Raw genomic sequence first — 17,912 nt, 5'->3', positions numbered from 1 at the left:
GAGCGATAATATTTCAATATATTTGTAAAGTATAACCAAAGTTTGGTTATACTTTTTTGTTTTAATCCAAGAATTTATGAAAAAACTGATAGGCAAATTAATGCTAAAATTATTAGGTTGGAAAGTCGTTCTGCAGGGCGATGTAAACAGCCTGAACAGGTGTATCCTTGTGGTAGCACCACACACCCATAATATGGAATACATTTTAGGAAATCTTGCCTACTGGTCTTTAGGAAAACCATTAAAGATCATTATTAAAGACGCTCACACCAAAGCATGGTACGGAAGCCTGGTAAGAGGCCTTGGGGGTATCGGTATAGATAGAACTCAAAAAAATGATCTGGTCAATTTTGTAGCCAATCAATTTGCAAAAGAAGATTTCAGCCTGGTTATTACCCCGGAAGGAACAAGAAGCTGGGTTCCGAAATGGAGAAAAGGTTTTTATCATATGGCTTTGGCGGCAAAAGTTCCTATTGTACTGGCAGCCGGAGATTTCAAAAGAAACATTGTTTACCTGGGCTATACGATTCCTTATGAAAGGCTTGCATCAGCTCCTTTTTCAGAGATTATGCAGGAAATTCAGGATTATTACATTAAAAATGATATTGGTCCTAAAATCCCTGCCAACTGGAATCCTAATATCATGGGAGAATAAGTATCATCAACCGTAAATTATCAATCATCATTTATCAACATACAATGAAAGGTCAGAATAAAGAAGAAATATTAGCGTTTTTAAATAACTGGGGAAACGAAACCCTGGCAAAAACACTGGAAATAAAATTCATCGACATTGATGTCGAAAATGAAACCCTTACTGCCACAATGCCTGTACTTCCAAGGACCCATCAGCCTTTTGGAATCATGCATGGAGGAGCAAGCTGTGTATTGGCTGAAACCTTAGGGTCAAGCCTGTCTAATATTTTTATAGATGGAGATAAATATTATGGTGTGGGGACCAATATCAATTCCAATCATCTAAGAAGTAAGAAAGATGGGGTTGTCACTGCTACCGGCCGCTTTATCAGAAAAGGAAAAACCATGCATGTTTCAGAGATTGAAATCAGAGATGAAAAAGAAGTACTCATCAATCATACTACGATGACGAATAATATTATTCTGAGATAGACTAAAGAGATATCACTAAAAAATAGAAGACTCAAAAAAATTGAGTCTTTTTTTATATACTTGCTGCATTTTTTTAGGGTACTACGGGTATCAAATGAAGAATATTTCCTAAAAAAACAGCTCTTTTAATTTTGACATTTTTAAGACTAATAATACCTTTGCAGAAAGGAAAATCAACGTGGGAATTCCCTATCTTATTTCCGGGCGATGATTTTCAAAATCCATCCACAGCTAATGATTTATTTCAAATTTCCTTTTGACGAACAATTATATTCCACAGATCATAATCAGAATATAAATTCCGTAAATTTTTATTCTTTTGACAAACTGAAACAGGTGAGTTTTGAAGGTCGAATTACTTCTGCTGAAGAACAATATATCCCAACCCGTCTCATCAGCAGTCCCCTATTACAGGATCAAACCCATTTTGAAGAAGAAACGAAAGAAGAGTACATGCATAGCCTTCAGAAGGTAATTGGAGTGATTAAAGACAACCAGCTTCCTAAACTGGTTTATTCGAGAAGAAAGATATTCAGGAGCTTTGATGAAATAGACCTTAAAGAAAGCTTTAAAAACCTATGCATCTCTTATCCGAATGCTTTCAGGTATTTGTTTAATGATGGGGATAACGCCTGGATGGGTGCTTTTTCTGAAGTACTGGGGAAATTCAATAAGGAAACCCATGAATTTGAAACCATGGCACTGGCAGGCACGCTACCTGTTTCTGAAGAATGGTCCGAAAAGGAGATTGAAGAACAGAAACCTGTTACCAACTATATTCAGGATATCCTTACCAACTATTCCAGCCATGTACAGCAGTCAGAAACTTACGATCATATTTCCGGCAACATCAAACACCTCCGTACAGATTTTCGAACGCATATAAAGCCTGAGGACCTTGATGCTCTTATCCAGGATCTTCATCCTACTCCGGCAGTATGTGGCATTCCTAAAGATTTTTGCATTGAAAATATTCAGAAGTATGAAAAGTTCCCCCGTGAATTCTATGCCGGTTACATTAAAATTGAAACTGAAGAAAGCATACAGTTTTTTGTAAATCTGCGATGTGCAAGGCTTTATCAAGACTCCGTACATGTATTTGTAGGCGGCGGAATTACGGCTCAGAGCAACCCTGAAAAAGAATGGGTTGAAACAGAAATGAAGTCTGAAGCAATTCTTAAAAATCTGGTCACTTCTTACAAGGTATAAAGAACCTCAATAGAAATAAAAAACCTCCTTCAGTCCGAAAGAGGTTTTATTTATTTTAAAATATAAATATCTGGTTATTTCTTTACTCCGATTCTGCTCCACGTATCCATAACGAAAAGCAAAATAAGACCAATAAAAGCTGCTGCTGCAGAAAATACAAACTTCAGGTTATCACTCTCTTCTGATAAAACATCTGACTGCCAATCTATAGCATAAAGATTAATGGTAATGAATACAATAAATAGTACTAAAAATACTTTATAAAACTTCTTCATAATTTCTAAAAATTAACATAATTCAGCACCAACTGGGCAAAATTTGCGGTGAATAATTTAATTGAAATTGCCAGCAGGATAATTCCGAAAACTTTCTGAAGGATCATCAATGTAGCATCCCCTATTTTCCTTTCCAGCCATTTCGCTGATTTAAGCACCAAATATACGAAAATTGTATTAAGAACAATTCCTAAAATAATATTAATATCATGAAATTCCGCTCTGAGAGATAGCGCTGTAGTAAGTGTTCCGGCACCTGCAACCAGCGGAAATGCGATGGGAACAATGGATGCCGCTTTTGCTTCAGTAGTTTTATTGATTTCAATTCCTAAAATCATTTCCAGGGCTATGACAAAAATCACAAAAGCTCCGGCAATGGCAAAGGAATTCACGTCTACCCCAATCAGCTTAAGAATCTTATTTCCTACGAATAGAAAAACAATCATAATAACTCCGGCAGTAATTGCAGCCTTTCCAGCTTCAATTTGCCCGAACTTCTGTTGAAGGCTTACTATAATAGGAACTGACCCGATAATATCAATAACGGCGAAAAGAACCATAAAGCTTGTAACGACCTCTTTAATAGAGAAACCATCAAAAATTTCCATCTCTTTGTAATTAAAAATTTCGCAAAAATATGAAAATAAATTAACTATTTGCTAATTTGTGAATATAAATTAACAATTGTCTTCAAAAGTTCCTCAAGAGCTTCTACAGATTTCACAGGAGAATATTTTTCTATTTGAATTTTCTGCTGAAGTTTTCCATAGTCTTCTGCAAGAGAAGAACCTTTGTGATTTTCAAGAAAAGTCTTAAACTCGCTGACAGAGCCCTGAAAATACTGACCTCTTACTTCCTCATCCAATTCTTCCAGTGTTTCAAAGAACTTTTCATATTCCCCGTTATCTTTAAGATTTTCAAGATAGCTGAAATAGTCATTAATATCTGTTTTCAGCAATTCCTTGATTTCTCTTTCTGTTTCAGCCACTGACCCTAAAGATTTAGACGGTGCAGTTTCCCTAACTAATGTACGTTTTTTTTGCCAAGTCTTAAATAACAGATAGGCAACAAATAATCCCAAAAGGATCACAATATTGGTTAACAGAATATTCCAGTGGAATTTGCTTTTTTCTTTTACTTTAAATGAAGTGGTTTTTAAAACCGGGGTATTTACCGTTTCAAGAAGATTATTGGTATATTCATTTACTTTCTCCACTGTAGAACGGGCTTCCAGAACCTGCTCATGAGAAAATGCATTCAAGGCCAAAGTCTCTTGTCCAAGATCAATATATTCTTTGTTTTCAGGATTAAAAAAAGCAAACTGTTCTGTTTTTATAGAAATTGCTCCCGACTTCTTAGGAATAATCACATAGCTGGCTAAGATGACCCCTTTCATACCCGTTGTTCCCGGAGAAACTTTAGAGGTGATTTTAGGAGCAAAAATTTCATAATCCGGAGACGCAGCAATTTTTGGAAGCTCCATATCCGGTAAATTCCCTTCTCCTGAAACTTTTACCACGACATTCATTGGTTTTTTAGCTTCAGGTTTCTCTTTAGTAGCATTATAAACACTTACATTGAAGTTTCCTACTGCATTTTTAAAACAGTCAGGAGCTCCTTCCGGAAGTTTTTTTACATTCAGCTTGATCTTATTGGAAACAATCTTATTCTTACTGGAATGAGAGTTGACAGAGGCTGATACTCCAGGAACTTCTACATATCCTGCTTCATTTGGAAATACCATAAACATCGCCAAAATCTGAGAAGCCATATTTCCGGAATTCGTCGGATCTATTTCAGACCTGTTAAAATTTATAGGGTGTACATTGATATTATCCTGCTGTGGAAGATGGATATTTTTCACCTTTCTAAGGTTATCCATATTTCTGGAATACACCTTCAGAACAGCAATGGTAGGTTGATCCTGATATACCTCCCTGTCCTCTATCTCCATATTCAGATAGACATCATTGGAAGTATTCCCGGCTAAAGATTTCTTTTCTACAAATTCTTTGACGTTGACATCAAAAGGTTCTGTTTTGTAGATTTTATTATTAACGGTCACTAGTACCGATCCTATTTTTATTTTCCCTTTTTTCTTAGGTTCAAGGGCTATTCTGGATATTTTTTGAGTAATCAGGGTATTGGTCGCAGGATCAATCACGGTATTGGTAACCGAACCACTTCCGATAATATTGAATTTCGAAAGATCGGGAAGCTGAAATCCTGTTTGCTGTACAAGATCACTTCCGTTAAGTTCTAATACGATTGTAAGATTCACAATATCCTTACCTGCATATTCGGCTTTATCAGCATCTAGGCTAAGATTTACCTGTCCGTAAGTAATTACGGATGCCAGAGTAAGCAATATGTAAATCAATTTATGCTGCATCACCAATCTTTCTCGTTGCTTTCAGGCATCGAATAAGAATTCTTATTTAAAATTCTTCTGGCGGTTTCTTTTTCTTTTTCGTTTATCTTATCTAGAATTGCATTTTCAAGGTCTTTCGGCATTTTACCCTCATTATTCTGTTTTTGCTGAGGATCATTACCCTGGTCACTTTTACCTTCATTTTGCTGACCACTTCCCTGGTCCTGCTTCTGATCTTTTTTATCGCCTTTCTGATCATCACCTTTATTCTGATCATTACCGCCGCCTCCTTTTCCTGAGTTATTCTGTTGCTGTTTTTGTTGCTGCTCTTTTTCTTTTAATTTGGCAATTTCATAATTTTTTCTGGTGGCCTCACTATACGGATTTTGCTTAAGAGCTTTTTTATAATAATCTGCAGCCTTTTCTGGCTGATTCATCTGCATATAGCTATTGCCTAAATTATGAAGTGCTGCCGCCTTATCAGGAAGTGTCTGCGAAAACTGCTGTGCTTTTTCAAACTCTTCTTTTGCCTCTTCATACTTCTTACTTTTATATAAGGCATTCCCCAAATTATAATGTGCCGTAAAATCTTTGTCATTGGATTTTGCGGCTTCCATATATTTCGAAGAAGCTCCATCATAGTCTTTACCGTCGAATTTTTGGTTCCCTTCATGCACCAAAGTCCTATAGTTTTCCTGCCCAAACAAAATGCCTGAGAATGAAAAAGCAATTATAAACGATAAAAGTAAGATTTTAGTATTCATCCTTTGCAAAATTATTCCTTTAAATGTTAAGAAACAGGGGTTTATTTGTTAAAATTCGGTTAAAGTACCCATTAAAATGCTGTTCCCTTCTCATGAAGACTACACATTGAAATCTTTTTTAGGATTAAAAAGAAAAATTAAAAGAAAAAATAAGATTGATGCTCCCAGAAAATATTGATAGTAATGATTGGCATTCTGTGACTTCACCATGGTTTCGGATTCGGAAGATTTTTTATTAACAGCATCAATAATTCTGCTTGGTGCTTCATTGATATTATTGCCATCTATATAACTTCCACCGGTAGATTCAGCCATCTTTTTTAAGGCATCCGTCTGTCTTTTTGAAATAACGGTTCCCCCATTCACATCTGTTTTATAGCCCATTAACTGTCCATAAACATATTCAGGAACGGGTGCCCCTTCATCGGACCCCACTCCTACAGAAGTAATACTTATTCCCTCTTTATTGGCTAGTCTTATCGCGGCATTGTCATTCCCTTCGTTATCTTCACCATCACTGAGCAATATCACCTTTCTGGAACCTTTACTTACATTTTTAAACTTATCTACAGCAGCCTGCATTCCATTCAAAAAATCTGTTCCCTGGATCTGCATAGAATTGGTTTCAATTCCGCTGATATAGGTTTCGGCAGAATTATAATCTGTAGTCAGGGGCATGATAGACATGGCCTGTCCCGCAAAAATTACAATACCTACTTTATCATTTTTCATCTTCTGCATAGTACCCAGCATCAAATTTTTAGCCTCAGTAAGGCGGCTTGGGTCTATATCTTCGGCGTTCATTGAATTCGAAACATCAAGCATAAAAATCACATTATTCAGCTTCTGACTGCTTCTTACCTCTTCCGAACCATTAAGAAGATCAATAATTGAAAATATCAAAAATAAAGTTCCTAACAAATACAAGGCAGGGAAAATTTTTATAAATCCCGATTGTTTCTCAAATAAATGATCATGAAACTGGCTGTCAGCAAAAATTTCTTTCTTTCTATTTTTCCATTTCAAAAAACGGATCAAAAAGAAAGCTAACAGCGGCAGAAGCAACAGTAAAAATAAATACCAATAATTTCCTAAAGACCAACTCATCAGCTTAAAATTTTATAAAACACCCATCTCAACAACGCATCCAACACCAGCATTCCTAAAGCAATCCACAGGAAGATTTTAAAATATTCTTCGTAATTATAAAGCTTGGAAACCTTTACATCAGATTTCTCCAATTGGTTAATCTCATCATATACTTCTTCAAGGCTGCTGTTTGAAGTAGCCCTGAAATATTTCCCTCCGGTAGTCTGAGCCACTTCCCGTAACGTATTTTCATCAATGGTAACTTCCGTCTCAGTAAAGACAAGGTCTCCAAAGATATCCTGTGATGTAGGCATCAGTGCATATCCATTGGTGCCGATTCCTATGGAATAAACCTTTATATGATTACTTTTAGCCAGTTCGGCAGCAATCTGTGGCGGAATAGCATTCTGAATATTACTAACCCCATCTGTCATCAGGATAATCACCTTGCTTTTCGCTTTGCTTTTAATCAAATGGTTCACGGCTACGGAAAGTCCTTCTCCAATAGCTGTTCCCGGCTCCAGTCCTGCTGAATTAAGATTTTTAATCTCATCAATTACAACCTGATGATCTGAAGTGACAGGCACTTTTGTAAAAGCCTCTGCAGCATAAGCTACAACTCCTATCCGGTCATTAGGACGTTTCTGAACAAATTTTACGGCAATATCTTTCAATGCTGTTATACGGTCCGGGCTTAAATCCTTCGCCAGCATACTGAGAGAGACGTCTATAGACAGCATAATATCTACTCCTTTTGTATCATCTCTATCCTGGGAGACCGTAAAAGTTCTGGGTCTCGCCATAGCAATGATCAGTGCTGCAAGAATGATGTACTTTGATATCTTCAAGACAAAAAGAACAGCACGAATACCACCACTGGAATCCATATTTTTAACGGTAGGGACTTTTATCCCTTTCCTTTTCTGTCTTCCGGCATCTTTAATAAAAAGAGGAATAAACAGTAGAAAAAGCAATAAGAACCATGGACTGTAAAACTCAAAATTAAACATCCTTTCTTAAGTTTTCAAATTCTAAATCTTTCGATGATCTTTTTACAAAATCCCTGATATTGGCAAAATCATTTTCCATGGTATCTTTATCAGGAAAGGTTTTCGCAAATTTCACAAGGTCTCCTCTTAAGAAAACATCTTCTATTATTTTTTCGTTATCCTGAGAAATGGTATTGTTCTTTTTCATGACATCAATAAGGTCATCGGTAAGAAGTACATCTGCAGGAAGGTGATATTGTTTGGCTATAAAAGTTCTGGAAATATCGATCAGCTCTACATAGAATGAACGGAAATTACCTCCTTCAATATATTTTTTCTTTTTAAGGGAATCTAACTCTTTTAATGTTTGGTTGGTCGCTACCACCGGTGAACTCTTGGATTTTCTTCCCCATTTCACAATCATGATAATAGCCACAATCAAAGCAATACCTGCTAAAGCTGCCAGAATATAGAATTTATATAGTTCCCAATAATCTTTTGCATCAAGTTTGACTTCTTTATTCTTCATGATATCATTAATCTGATCAGCCTTTTGAGCTGTATTAATGACATCTATCTCATAAGGAATAGTCTTCAGTATTTTATCTCCCACTTTAAATTCCAGCTCAGGAATGGTAAATTTTCCTTCTTCAAAAACAGCAAACTCTATTTTCCTTTCGTATAAATTGGCATTTTGTCCGATGCTGTCTTTTGTTTCTTCAAAATGAAAAGGAAGCAATTCATTTTTAGCTGCAGAGATGACCTGCTGATCATGAATATTGTCGATTTTTATAACAAAGTGATTGACTTCACCTAACGCAATAGTTTTCTTCTCTATATTGGAAGATAATATCTGTGAAAAAGCATTGACACAGATAAAAAAAGATAATATTAATAGTGTTTTTTTCAATTTTCAAATAATAAATTCAGGCTAACGCCTACTGTTTTATTTCTCATTCTAATCTATTGGCTACCGTTTTATTTTTTCTGGAAATAGCTATACAGCAGTTTTGAATAATCTGAACCTGTATTGATATTCATAAAACTGGCCGAGCTGTTGGAAAAATCTTCTTCCAGGGCTCTTAACTTCTGTTTTTGCGCTTCCGCAAAAGTATACCGCCATCTGGCGCTGGAAGTATTGGCCCATATTTGTTTTCCTGTTTCTACATCATATAGCAGCGTATATCCCACATCAGGAATTTCATTATCCTTTTCATCATAAATCCGCATTCCCAGCAGCTGGTGTTTTTTTGAAGCCACTCTCAGCATTTTAGAATCATATTCATCTTCAAAATCCGAAAACAGGAATACCAGAGATTTTCTTTTAAAAATTCCCATCATATACTCCAATGCTTTGTCTATTTTAGACTCTGCAGGAACATAATCGGCTGTCAGGATATTGCTGATGATAGAAAGGATATGTTTTCTCCCTTTCTGTGGTGGAATTACTTTATATACTTTGTCAGCAAACAGAATCAGTCCCACCTTATCATTATTTCCGGCGGCCGAAAACCCTAAGCTGGCTGCAATTTCAGCAACATATTCCCTCTTCAGCTGAGTCTTCGTTCCATAATCCATTGAAGCTGAAATATCTACCAGAATCATCATGGTAAGCTCTCTTTCCTCCTCCATTACTTTTACAAACGGTTCACGGAAACGCGCTGTTTTATTCCAGTCGATTCTTCTTATTTCATCTCCAAACTGATAGGGACGGACTTCTGAAAAAGTCATCCCCTGCCCCTTAAAGGCACTGTGATATTGCCCCATCAAAGCAGCCTCCGTCTTTTTTCTGGTACGGATTTCTATCTGCTTTACTTTTTTTACAATATCTTTTATCTGCATATGCTGATGTAAGGTTTAATAATTTACGGGATTTGTATAGCATAATGATACTATTCCACTTCCCATCTTTATCTTTTAATCTTTCAATTCAATGGACACATTCAGCCATTCATTATCAAATTTCGTACTGTACTTTTTGTAGAAATTGATAGCTGGCTCATTCCAGTTCAGTACCTGAAATACCATTCCACTGTAATCATTTAATTTTCCATGCTCCAGTGTTGCATCAAATAATTTTTTTCCAATCTGCATTCCTCTCATTCTTTCAGTTACGACCAAATCTTCAAGATACAGTCTTCTTCCTTTCCAGGTTGAATATCTGTCGTAATACAACGAAATCCCTACAATTTCACCATTAATTTCAGCGACAAAAGCACCCCATACCGGAGACGGTCCAAAGCCATCTTCAGTAAACTGATCTAGCGTTACCGTTACTTCATGTAATGCTTTTTCGTATTCAGCAAGCTCCTTAATCAGGGCAAGCATTGATTTACAGTCTTCTTGAACTGCTTTTCTGATTACAACATCACTCATTATGGCGCCTGGATTTTTGCTAAAATTCTGTTGATGATCTCTTCTGTTGAAATTTCTTCTGCCTCCGCTTCAAAAGTTAAGCCCATTCTGTGTCTCAGCACATCTTTGGCCAGTGCTTTTACATCTTCAGGAATAACAAAAGCTCTACCTTTTAAGAATGCATAAGCTCGTGAAGCAATCGCAAGGTTAATGGATGCTCTTGGAGAAGCTCCGAAACTGATATAATTTTCAAGTTCGGAAAGTCCGTAATTTTCCGGATAACGTGTCGCAAACACCATATCCAGGATATATTTTTCAATTTTCTCATCCAGATAAATCTGGTTGATCAATTCTTTAGCATCTACGATATCCTGAAGAGAAATTACAGGATTTACAGTAGGCTGATGCGAAGTGGAAACCATCCTCATTACTTTCCTTTCATCTTCAAAAGACGGATAATCTATGGTACACTTCAGCATAAAACGGTCACTCTGTGCTTCCGGCAACAGGTAAGTTCCTTCCTGATCAATCGGGTTTTGAGTAGCCAATACCAAAAATGGTTTAGGAAGCTTCATCGTTTCATCACCAATAGTGACCTGCTTTTCCTGCATCACTTCCAGCAGGGCAGACTGCACCTTTGCCGGTGCACGGTTGATCTCATCCGCTAGTACAAAATTCGCGAATACAGGACCTCTTTTTATTGAAAAATCATTGTCTTTGATATTATAGATCATTGTTCCTACCACATCTGCAGGAAGCAGATCCGGAGTAAACTGAATCCTTGAGAACTCGCCATGAACAGCATCCGCCAACGTTTTTATCGCTAAAGTTTTGGCCAGTCCCGGAACTCCTTCAAGAAGTACGTGACCATTTCCCAAAAGCCCTACCAAAAGGCGGTCTATCATGTATTCCTGCCCAATAATAACTTTGTTGATTTCCTGTCTCAGAAGAGAAAATAAATAGTTTTTTTCTTTTACTTTTTCCGTCAACTGACGGATATCTTCTGCTTGAAATGTATCTGACATAGCTTGATTTAAAATAGGTGGTAAATTTCTGATAAATACTTGCATTAATCAACACAATCAATGCCATTATTGAGTTAAAGTTTGTTAAATATTCCGGGCTTAACAAGGGATTCAAGATAATACAAACTGAGTTTCTTATACATACAGCCCATTCACATAGAAGCTTCTCCGGATGTATCTGGGATTTTTCTGCTATGAAAACAGCATTTTGTCAGTATCCTATAAAAAATGTTGTGATATTTTTACCACAACATTTTTATTATATCAAATTACAAATCTGTTACAAATTTTTCATCGTATCAAAGCTTTGTAATGGTAATAGTAAATACATCTTCGGGCTTATCTTCAGAATCTTCGTAAGATCCTACATTTATATAATATTCTGTTCCTGCCGTGGTAGTAATGGTAATAGTTTCCGAACTACCACCACCGCCGTTATCTTTTGTACCCATACAAGTCAAGCTGTTACACGATCCTTTATACACTCCTATTTTGGGATCGAAAGAAATGGTTGCAGGAGCCACTTTAATGGTATACTGGCCACCCTCCCCCGTAAATTTAAACCAGAGTCCATCATTCATTCCATCGTTAGGGCATGCCATTATAAATCCAGCATTATTGGTAGAAGACATTCCATCACTCTGTGTATACGAATAAGGAAAAACAGATGCCAGCAAAGCTCCGGAACAGGCATCATTTACCGGTATTGGAGGAATGGTTTTAAAAACATTATCCGTACAGCCGGAAGATTCACCATTGGCAGAAACAGCTGTTACTTTTAAATAATAACTGGTATCTCTCGTAAGAACAATTGATGGTGAAAGATTAAAGTTGGCAGCAGTCACAACCTGCTGGTTAATAATATCTGTACCTCCGGGACTCGTCCCTAAGGAAACTTTGTAAGAAGTAGCTCCTATAACAGGCTGCCAGCTAATAGTAGGGGATAAAGAAATAAACTGAGCATTATTTGCCGGATAAAGCACGAAAGGGCAGCCGGGAGTAGACTTAGCCGTTAATCCTGAAATTGTTAATGCTGACTTATAATTAACTCTTATCCCACCAGGTGGAGAAGCCGGATCAACAACTGCCCGATCTCCTTTATAATAAAGGGTAGAATTTGGAATATATGGATACACACGAAAAACTTCGTCAAAATTATTAATATCAATGCTTGGAGCATTTTCTCTTGCTGCCACCACTAAATTATCTGTATTATTATAGGCAAATGGTGTAGTAAAAGCAATCTCCACTTTACCATTATTCTTCGTTATCGTACCTACAAATACCTGAGTAAGTTGTGAAGAGGGAATCCAGTCTGTACCGGAAGTAAATGCTGTTTTCGGAGTATGCCCAAGATAAACGGTCCAGTCTGAAGAATCAGCAATACTGGATGATGGGTCTAAATAAAAGGTAAGACCTGTAATAGTTCCTGCTGCAGTCGCATTTATTTCATGTTTAAGATAAATCTGCTGCACATAGGAATAGGAAAAAAAACTACTGACAGGCGCTGTGCCTACATTGGTGCTTCCGATATTTAAATTGATCTGAGCTTTAAACATCAAGACTGTCAATAATAAAAATAAAAGTAAATTTTTCTTCATCATTAATAAAATTACCATTGAATACGATGCTAATTTAATAATAAAATTTCAACATTAATGATAAATATAATTATTTAATAAAATTCATTTACACCTTTCATTGAAAACACCTTTTATCACTTGTTTTTTACACTATTAACAACAAAAAGCTATTTAATTTAAAAATCAATCTAACCAAATGTGTTTTTAAGTACATATTTTAATACATTTGTAACAAATCCCAATCACATGTATAAAAAGCTATTTTTTGTCAGTCTTTTGTTTGCAAGTTTTTTTAAATCACAAACCACTACAGTAACCAATGTGATTTCTCAGGCAGTGTTTTATGACGGCTATGCCGCTACAGTATCCGCTCCTGTTCCCAACGGGTTGATCAGACTGAACAATGCCAGATATACAAGAAAGCTTACAGATGCCGAAATGGACTCTTTTAAAGCAAAGATTGCGATGAGAGTCACCATAGGCGCATTATGTGATAACTATGACCGTCTGGGTGAGGTCTTTTTAGCATTAGTACCCAAAAACCAAGCTACTTACACGATAAACGATGCTAATGTAAAAAGGATTGAAGCAGGGAGATACATCACCCCTTTTATGAATATGAATCGTTCCCCTATGGAAGTTCCTTATACTTATGATGTAAGCAATCTGTACAGTATATTTCACGATGCCACCCTACGCAGCACCTATGATATATATATGGAACTGGATGTTTTTGGTGTGCCTTATGCAGCAAACAATGAAGTTGCGGGGTGTTCAATCAGAAATGATGTATTTACCGGAACTCTTACTTTCTTTTCAACGGATACAGGGGCTACTGCGACGGACTACAACACCATTGCTCCCATCCTGAGCTATAACAGACTGAATAATTACAACAGTACAGATGTTGCCGGTGAAACAGTAAGAATTGTAAATTTTAACTTACCTGACCCGGTTACCAACGCCCGCTTCTTTGTGATCTCTACCCCACATGGTGCCAACAGTGGCGGTGAAGAATATATAAGAAGACAAAACTACACCTATGTAGATGATGTTCAGGTACTCACCTATACTCCCGGAGGAATTTCGTGTGAACCCTATAGGGTATACAACACACAGGGTAACGGAATCTATGGCGCTACTCCAAAAACACTTTCAGAATGGACTTCCTGGAATAACTGGTGTCCCGGCAATGCCGTTCCTATACGTGGATTCAGCTTAGCTAATATGACCGCAGGAAATCACACTCTTAAACACACCATCCCAACAGCTGTTTTCAATCAGCAACAGGGAGAAGTATACCTATCTGTCTATATGCAGGGTAAGAGCAATACTACCTTGAATGTTAAAGACATTAAAACAATCGATGTCAGCATATACCCCAATCCCACTCCTGATTTTGTAACCATCAAATCAGAGACCGCTGTGGCCTCTATTACAGTCTTCAGTATGGATGGAAAAAAATTATCTGAAACCTACAGAGAAAACAAGGTAGATCTTTCCGGCTACAGCACAGGAGTTTATTTTTTGAATATTGTACTGAAAGACGGAACAGCTTTTAAACATAAGATCATTAAGAAATAAGAGTCTGGAGCATTTTTTAAAATTATTCAGATCTGAAGAGAAACAAAAACTACTATTGAGAAATATTCAACAGTAGTTTTTTTTTGTTAGATATTAAACAATTCAAATAATAATGTACATAGAAATTTTGTAAAATATATTAAATAAGAAAGAATTGAACTTTACAAAATCATCTCACATAAATACATTTATATCAAATAGATACAACATTACCAAGTGATAAATCTTATATTAAATCACATGACTATGATTTTCATATATTAAAAATTGTTAAATTTGAAGAATTTTTAATATATAATTAAAAAACAAGACAAAGATGAAAAAACTCTACATCAGTGCATTTACTTTATGCACAATCTTAAGCTATGCTCAAGTGGTCTGGCAAAAAGATATTAAATCCAATACACAGGATTTTCTAAGCCAGGTCACCACGACAATTGACGGTCAGTATTTGATCACTGGAAGTGGCATTCAGACTAAAAGCCAGTCTTTAGCTGCCAATAGCCAAAAGCTCAATAACGGTTACGATTTTCATCTGATCAAACTCAACCAGCAGGGAGAACAGGTTTGGGAGAAGTATTTTGCCGGACACAACCACGACTACCTATCTGCAACTTTTGCAACACAAGACGGTGGATTTGCTGTAGTAGGCACTTCGTATTCAGGGAAAGGGCTGGATAAGAAGGACGAATCTAAAGGAGATTCAGACATCTGGTTAATCCGACTTAATGAGTTTGGAGATGAATTATGGCAAAAAACTTTAGGATCTGAATCTGATGAACAAGCAAGATCGGTAATCCAAACTACAGACCAGGGATTCTTTGTAGCAGGGAATGTACAAAACTCAGCTACAGGTTACGGATCCAAGGATGTTTTAATTGTAAAACTGGATTCTAAAGGTAAAGTATTATCCGAATCTATTTTTGGAGGACTTGGGCTTGACGAAGTAGAAAAGATGATCCCCACAAAAGACGGAGGAGCATTATTAGGTATTTATTCCAGAAGTACTATTGGAGGATCAAAAAAGACTGAAAACTATGGCGAAGGAGATTTTCATATTATCAAACTCAATAAAGAAAATAAGGTTGAATGGGAAAAGAATTTTGGAGGTAAAGAAGATGACCATATTAGAACTCTGGCTTTAACTTCAAACGGTTTCATCATTGGTGGTGAGTCAAGAAGTAAAATTTCTGGAAATAAAAAAACAGGAATTGAAGAAGGCACAGACCTTTGGTTAATCTCCCTGAACGAAAAAGGTGAAGAGATCTGGCAAAAATCTTACAGTTTCAAGAACAGAGATATTCTGATGGGGATGAACGTGGTCCATTCTACGGATGACACCTCTATTAAAGGAATTTTACTGGGAGGCTATACACAAGCTGAAGGCAGAATAGAAAAAGATGATGAGACCTTCTGGATGCTGTATCTGGATGGAAATGGTAATGAGCAATGGAGAAAACATGTGAATGGAGACTCGAGACGAAGAGAGGAGAGACTTTCGGACCTGAAATTAAATAGGGATGGATCTATTATACTGGCAGGAACAAGCGCTGAGGAATTTGGAAAAGAGAACTGGAAGATTGTAAAGCTGGGTGATAAGCAAATCGATCAATTGATTGAAAAGCAGGATATCAAGATCTATCCGAATCCAGTATCGGATTATGCTTATGTAGAAATCGGCCTTGATTTTAAGGAAGCAGATATTATGCTGTACGATATGAGCGGAAAACTTTTACAGCAGATCAAGACGAAGAATAAAGTTACCAAAATCAATACACAAGTACTTGTTCAGGGAGCTTACCTGGTGGCCATAAAAACGGATACCAATAAAACAGCAAATGCTAAACTCATTAAAAAATAAACACGATGAAAAAGATAAAATTGGGCATTCTTATACTGGGAACATGTCTAAGAATAAATGTTATTGCACAAGACAGACCTTCAGAGAGCTTGTCTCTAATAAATAATGTAACGACAAATAATAATCTATATAATGGTGCTGTTAATGTAACTGTTCCATTATTCAAAATTCCAGTTGGAAATTTAACATTATCTAACGAAATATCTAATACATCAAGTGGATTTAGACCAAGAGTTGATGAAAGCATCTTTGGTTTGAATTGGTATGGTAACCAAATTGGAAGTATTACTAGAGAAGTAAAAGAAGATTTTTTGCTCTCGCAGTTTTTTGTTGCTGATTCCTTTAACAACACCTACGGTATTATTGCTTCTGATGAACGTAAGAAGCAAGCTACAACCGATTGTATTATTCAACAACAAAATCTTAATTATGGCTTTAGTCCTTCAAAAAAACAAATTTTAGAAAACCCAAATGGTAATGTAAAATCGGATTTTAAGCCAGATAAGTTTTACTTTGACTTTTTTGGGTATAAAGGGTACTTCATATTTGATAATAGAGGTACTCCATTAGTATTTTGTGAAAATGCTAAATTACAAATAATAGGTCCTGATTTACTTAATTCTAAATGCTATTCTGTAACAAGTCCTATAGATTTTCAAAATAAAAATATTAGTGAAATAAAAATTATCGATGATAAAGGCAATAGATTTTATTTTGGAGGTTCTTATGACGCTTTAGAAGTCAATTATTCTGAATACACAAATAAAGGTACTACTTCAACACAAAGTTATTACAGTGCAAGCAGGGCTAACTATATAGTATCATGGTTTTTAAAAAAAGTAGAATTAAGTAATGGTGATGTAGTCCAGGCAACATATAAGCAAGGTGATGCAACTATATTTAATCCTTTTTTACAAAAAACTCTTACAAATGGAAGTTTATTCCCAACTAGTTATCCATCCCAAGCTCAGTTAGATGCCTCAAATATAGAGACCACTAAATCTCTTGAAGTTCATGTTGGGAGTACTGAGAGCATTATAAATACACTTAATTACACAAAAAGAGCAATCCTTCAGAATATAGAAGTTGTAGGAAAAAACATAAACATAAATTATAATTATTTTAAGGATAGTAATAATCTTATACATTTAAATAATATAAATTTAAATTATTTTGGGAGAAATGAAGCCATAGCCTTAAATCAATCGCCTTTAGGCGGGACAAATTTTCGATATTTCTTAACGTCTCTAAATAGAAACAATGAAATTTATTCTTTTAATTATTACAAAACAGACAACCTTCCAACCAAAAATAACTATGGAACTAATAGATTTGGATTTTGGAACGGAACCAATAATACAGGTGAAGGAGATACAAATAATTTTATAGATGTTGCTTTATTAAAAAAGATCAGTTATCCTACCAAGGGATACACTATTTTTAATTATGAAAAAAGTGACTATTCTAAACAGGTTAAAGCTTCTAATACTACATCTCAAGTAATTGATTTCAATTCCGATCCTGCTTATTCTTCTACTAGTAGAATTGCTTCTAAAATTGATTTTGATGGACAAAATAGTTATGCGACAAATTATATATATAACTGGACAATAATGCAAGCTCTGGGATATATTCAGGAGATATAAAATTCAGTCAAGTAACTGAAAAAATTAATAATA

General features: G+C 35.9%; 17 protein-coding genes. 6 read left to right on the top strand and 11 right to left on the bottom strand.

Features of this window, described 5'->3' with window-relative positions; all coding sequences use genetic code 11:
- Positions 1-76: 76 nt before the first annotated feature.
- The 3 genes from JML65_RS18055 to JML65_RS18045 all read left to right on the top strand — a co-directional run bounded on the left by JML65_RS18055 (position 77) and on the right by JML65_RS18045 (position 2,337).
- On the top strand, positions 77-655 hold the full coding sequence (locus JML65_RS18055) for a 1-acyl-sn-glycerol-3-phosphate acyltransferase (RefSeq protein ID WP_084086271.1): 579 nt from the start codon (positions 77-79) through the stop codon (positions 653-655).
- 44 nt (positions 656-699) lie between these two features.
- Positions 700-1,128, top strand: a complete 429-nt coding sequence (locus JML65_RS18050) for a PaaI family thioesterase (RefSeq protein ID WP_202271634.1) — start codon at positions 700-702, stop codon at positions 1,126-1,128.
- Between the two features lie 234 nt (positions 1,129-1,362).
- Positions 1,363-2,337 carry a chorismate-binding protein gene (locus JML65_RS18045; protein ID WP_202271633.1) on the top strand — a complete coding sequence of 325 codons (975 nt, stop codon included), beginning with the start codon at positions 1,363-1,365 and terminating at the stop codon, positions 2,335-2,337.
- A gap of 74 nt (positions 2,338-2,411) precedes the next feature.
- Here JML65_RS18045 and JML65_RS18040 read toward each other — a convergent pair whose 3' ends face one another.
- The 11 genes from JML65_RS18040 to JML65_RS17990 form a co-directional block, all read right to left on the bottom strand.
- On the bottom strand, positions 2,412-2,612 hold the full coding sequence (locus JML65_RS18040; RefSeq protein ID WP_202271632.1) for a hypothetical protein: 201 nt from the start codon (positions 2,610-2,612) through the stop codon (positions 2,412-2,414).
- 5 nt (positions 2,613-2,617) lie between these two features.
- Entirely contained in the window at positions 2,618-3,220 is a 603-nt protein-coding gene (locus tag JML65_RS18035) for a MarC family protein (protein WP_047487283.1), read from the bottom strand.
- 44 nt (positions 3,221-3,264) lie between these two features.
- Entirely contained in the window at positions 3,265-5,004 is a 1,740-nt protein-coding gene (locus JML65_RS18030; RefSeq protein ID WP_047487280.1) for a BatD family protein, read from the bottom strand.
- Entirely contained in the window at positions 5,004-5,747 is a 744-nt protein-coding gene (locus JML65_RS18025; protein WP_052188568.1) for a tetratricopeptide repeat protein, read from the bottom strand. Before JML65_RS18025 ends, JML65_RS18030 begins: the two co-directional genes overlap by 1 nt.
- Before the next feature lie 99 nt (positions 5,748-5,846).
- Entirely contained in the window at positions 5,847-6,854 is a 1,008-nt protein-coding gene (locus JML65_RS18020) for a vWA domain-containing protein (RefSeq protein ID WP_202271631.1), read from the bottom strand.
- Positions 6,854-7,846 (bottom strand): VWA domain-containing protein, encoded by a 993-nt coding sequence (locus JML65_RS18015; protein ID WP_047487274.1) that lies wholly within the window; start codon positions 7,844-7,846, stop codon positions 6,854-6,856. The genes JML65_RS18020 and JML65_RS18015 overlap by 1 nt, the downstream gene beginning before the upstream one ends.
- Entirely contained in the window at positions 7,839-8,735 is an 897-nt protein-coding gene (locus JML65_RS18010; protein WP_084086276.1) for a hypothetical protein, read from the bottom strand. The genes JML65_RS18015 and JML65_RS18010 overlap by 8 nt, the downstream gene beginning before the upstream one ends.
- A gap of 68 nt (positions 8,736-8,803) precedes the next feature.
- A complete protein-coding gene (locus JML65_RS18005) occupies positions 8,804-9,667 on the bottom strand; it encodes a DUF58 domain-containing protein (RefSeq protein ID WP_047487268.1) in 864 nt (287 codons plus the stop codon).
- Between the two features lie 75 nt (positions 9,668-9,742).
- Positions 9,743-10,201: a GNAT family N-acetyltransferase gene (locus JML65_RS18000; RefSeq protein WP_047487267.1), complete on the bottom strand. Its 459-nt coding sequence runs from the start codon at positions 10,199-10,201 to the stop codon at positions 9,743-9,745.
- On the bottom strand, positions 10,201-11,205 hold the full coding sequence (locus JML65_RS17995) for an AAA family ATPase (RefSeq protein ID WP_202271630.1): 1,005 nt from the start codon (positions 11,203-11,205) through the stop codon (positions 10,201-10,203). Before JML65_RS17995 ends, JML65_RS18000 begins: the two co-directional genes overlap by 1 nt.
- A 299-nt stretch (positions 11,206-11,504) precedes the next feature.
- Complete coding sequence (locus tag JML65_RS17990) at positions 11,505-12,809, bottom strand: hypothetical protein (protein ID WP_202271629.1); 1,305 nt, start codon at positions 12,807-12,809, stop codon at positions 11,505-11,507.
- 225 nt (positions 12,810-13,034) lie between these two features.
- Between JML65_RS17990 and JML65_RS17985 the strand changes: the two genes are divergently transcribed.
- The 3 genes from JML65_RS17985 (at position 13,035) to JML65_RS17975 (ending at position 17,879) form a co-directional block, all read left to right on the top strand.
- Positions 13,035-14,372, top strand: coding sequence for a peptide-N-glycosidase F-related protein (locus tag JML65_RS17985; RefSeq protein WP_202271628.1), 1,338 nt, complete (start codon positions 13,035-13,037; stop codon positions 14,370-14,372).
- Positions 14,373-14,688: 316 nt separating this feature from the next.
- Positions 14,689-16,233, top strand: a complete 1,545-nt coding sequence (locus JML65_RS17980) for a T9SS type A sorting domain-containing protein (protein ID WP_202271627.1) — start codon at positions 14,689-14,691, stop codon at positions 16,231-16,233.
- Positions 16,234-16,238: 5 nt separating this feature from the next.
- Positions 16,239-17,879, top strand: coding sequence for a hypothetical protein (locus JML65_RS17975; protein ID WP_202271626.1), 1,641 nt, complete (start codon positions 16,239-16,241; stop codon positions 17,877-17,879).
- The last annotated feature ends 33 nt before the right edge of the window (positions 17,880-17,912 follow it).

The sequence above is a fragment of the Chryseobacterium sp. KMC2 genome, from assembly GCF_016756935.1.
Classification (GTDB): domain Bacteria; phylum Bacteroidota; class Bacteroidia; order Flavobacteriales; family Weeksellaceae; genus Chryseobacterium; species Chryseobacterium rhizosphaerae.
The sequence above is the reverse complement of the archived record's forward strand: the minus strand, read 5'-3'. Positions and strand labels throughout refer to the sequence as shown.

Coding starts and splice junctions, on each gene's coding strand:
- JML65_RS18055 (WP_084086271.1), top strand. CDS start 77: ATGAAAAAACTGATAGGCAAATTAATGCTAAAATTATTAGGTTGGAAA.
- JML65_RS18005 (WP_047487268.1), bottom strand. CDS start 9,667: ATGCAGATAAAAGATATTGTAAAAAAAGTAAAGCAGATAGAAATCCGT.
- JML65_RS18050 (WP_202271634.1), top strand. CDS start 700: ATGAAAGGTCAGAATAAAGAAGAAATATTAGCGTTTTTAAATAACTGG.
- JML65_RS17985 (WP_202271628.1), top strand. CDS start 13,035: ATGTATAAAAAGCTATTTTTTGTCAGTCTTTTGTTTGCAAGTTTTTTT.
- JML65_RS18015 (WP_047487274.1), bottom strand. CDS start 7,846: ATGTTTAATTTTGAGTTTTACAGTCCATGGTTCTTATTGCTTTTTCTA.
- JML65_RS17990 (WP_202271629.1), bottom strand. CDS start 12,809: ATGATGAAGAAAAATTTACTTTTATTTTTATTATTGACAGTCTTGATG.
- JML65_RS18025 (WP_052188568.1), bottom strand. CDS start 5,747: ATGAATACTAAAATCTTACTTTTATCGTTTATAATTGCTTTTTCATTC.
- JML65_RS18020 (WP_202271631.1), bottom strand. CDS start 6,854: ATGAGTTGGTCTTTAGGAAATTATTGGTATTTATTTTTACTGTTGCTT.
- JML65_RS17980 (WP_202271627.1), top strand. CDS start 14,689: ATGAAAAAACTCTACATCAGTGCATTTACTTTATGCACAATCTTAAGC.
- JML65_RS18035 (WP_047487283.1), bottom strand. CDS start 3,220: ATGGAAATTTTTGATGGTTTCTCTATTAAAGAGGTCGTTACAAGCTTT.
- JML65_RS17975 (WP_202271626.1), top strand. CDS start 16,239: ATGAAAAAGATAAAATTGGGCATTCTTATACTGGGAACATGTCTAAGA.
- JML65_RS17995 (WP_202271630.1), bottom strand. CDS start 11,205: ATGTCAGATACATTTCAAGCAGAAGATATCCGTCAGTTGACGGAAAAA.
- JML65_RS18040 (WP_202271632.1), bottom strand. CDS start 2,612: ATGAAGAAGTTTTATAAAGTATTTTTAGTACTATTTATTGTATTCATT.
- JML65_RS18030 (WP_047487280.1), bottom strand. CDS start 5,004: ATGCAGCATAAATTGATTTACATATTGCTTACTCTGGCATCCGTAATT.
- JML65_RS18000 (WP_047487267.1), bottom strand. CDS start 10,201: ATGAGTGATGTTGTAATCAGAAAAGCAGTTCAAGAAGACTGTAAATCA.
- JML65_RS18045 (WP_202271633.1), top strand. CDS start 1,363: ATGATTTATTTCAAATTTCCTTTTGACGAACAATTATATTCCACAGAT.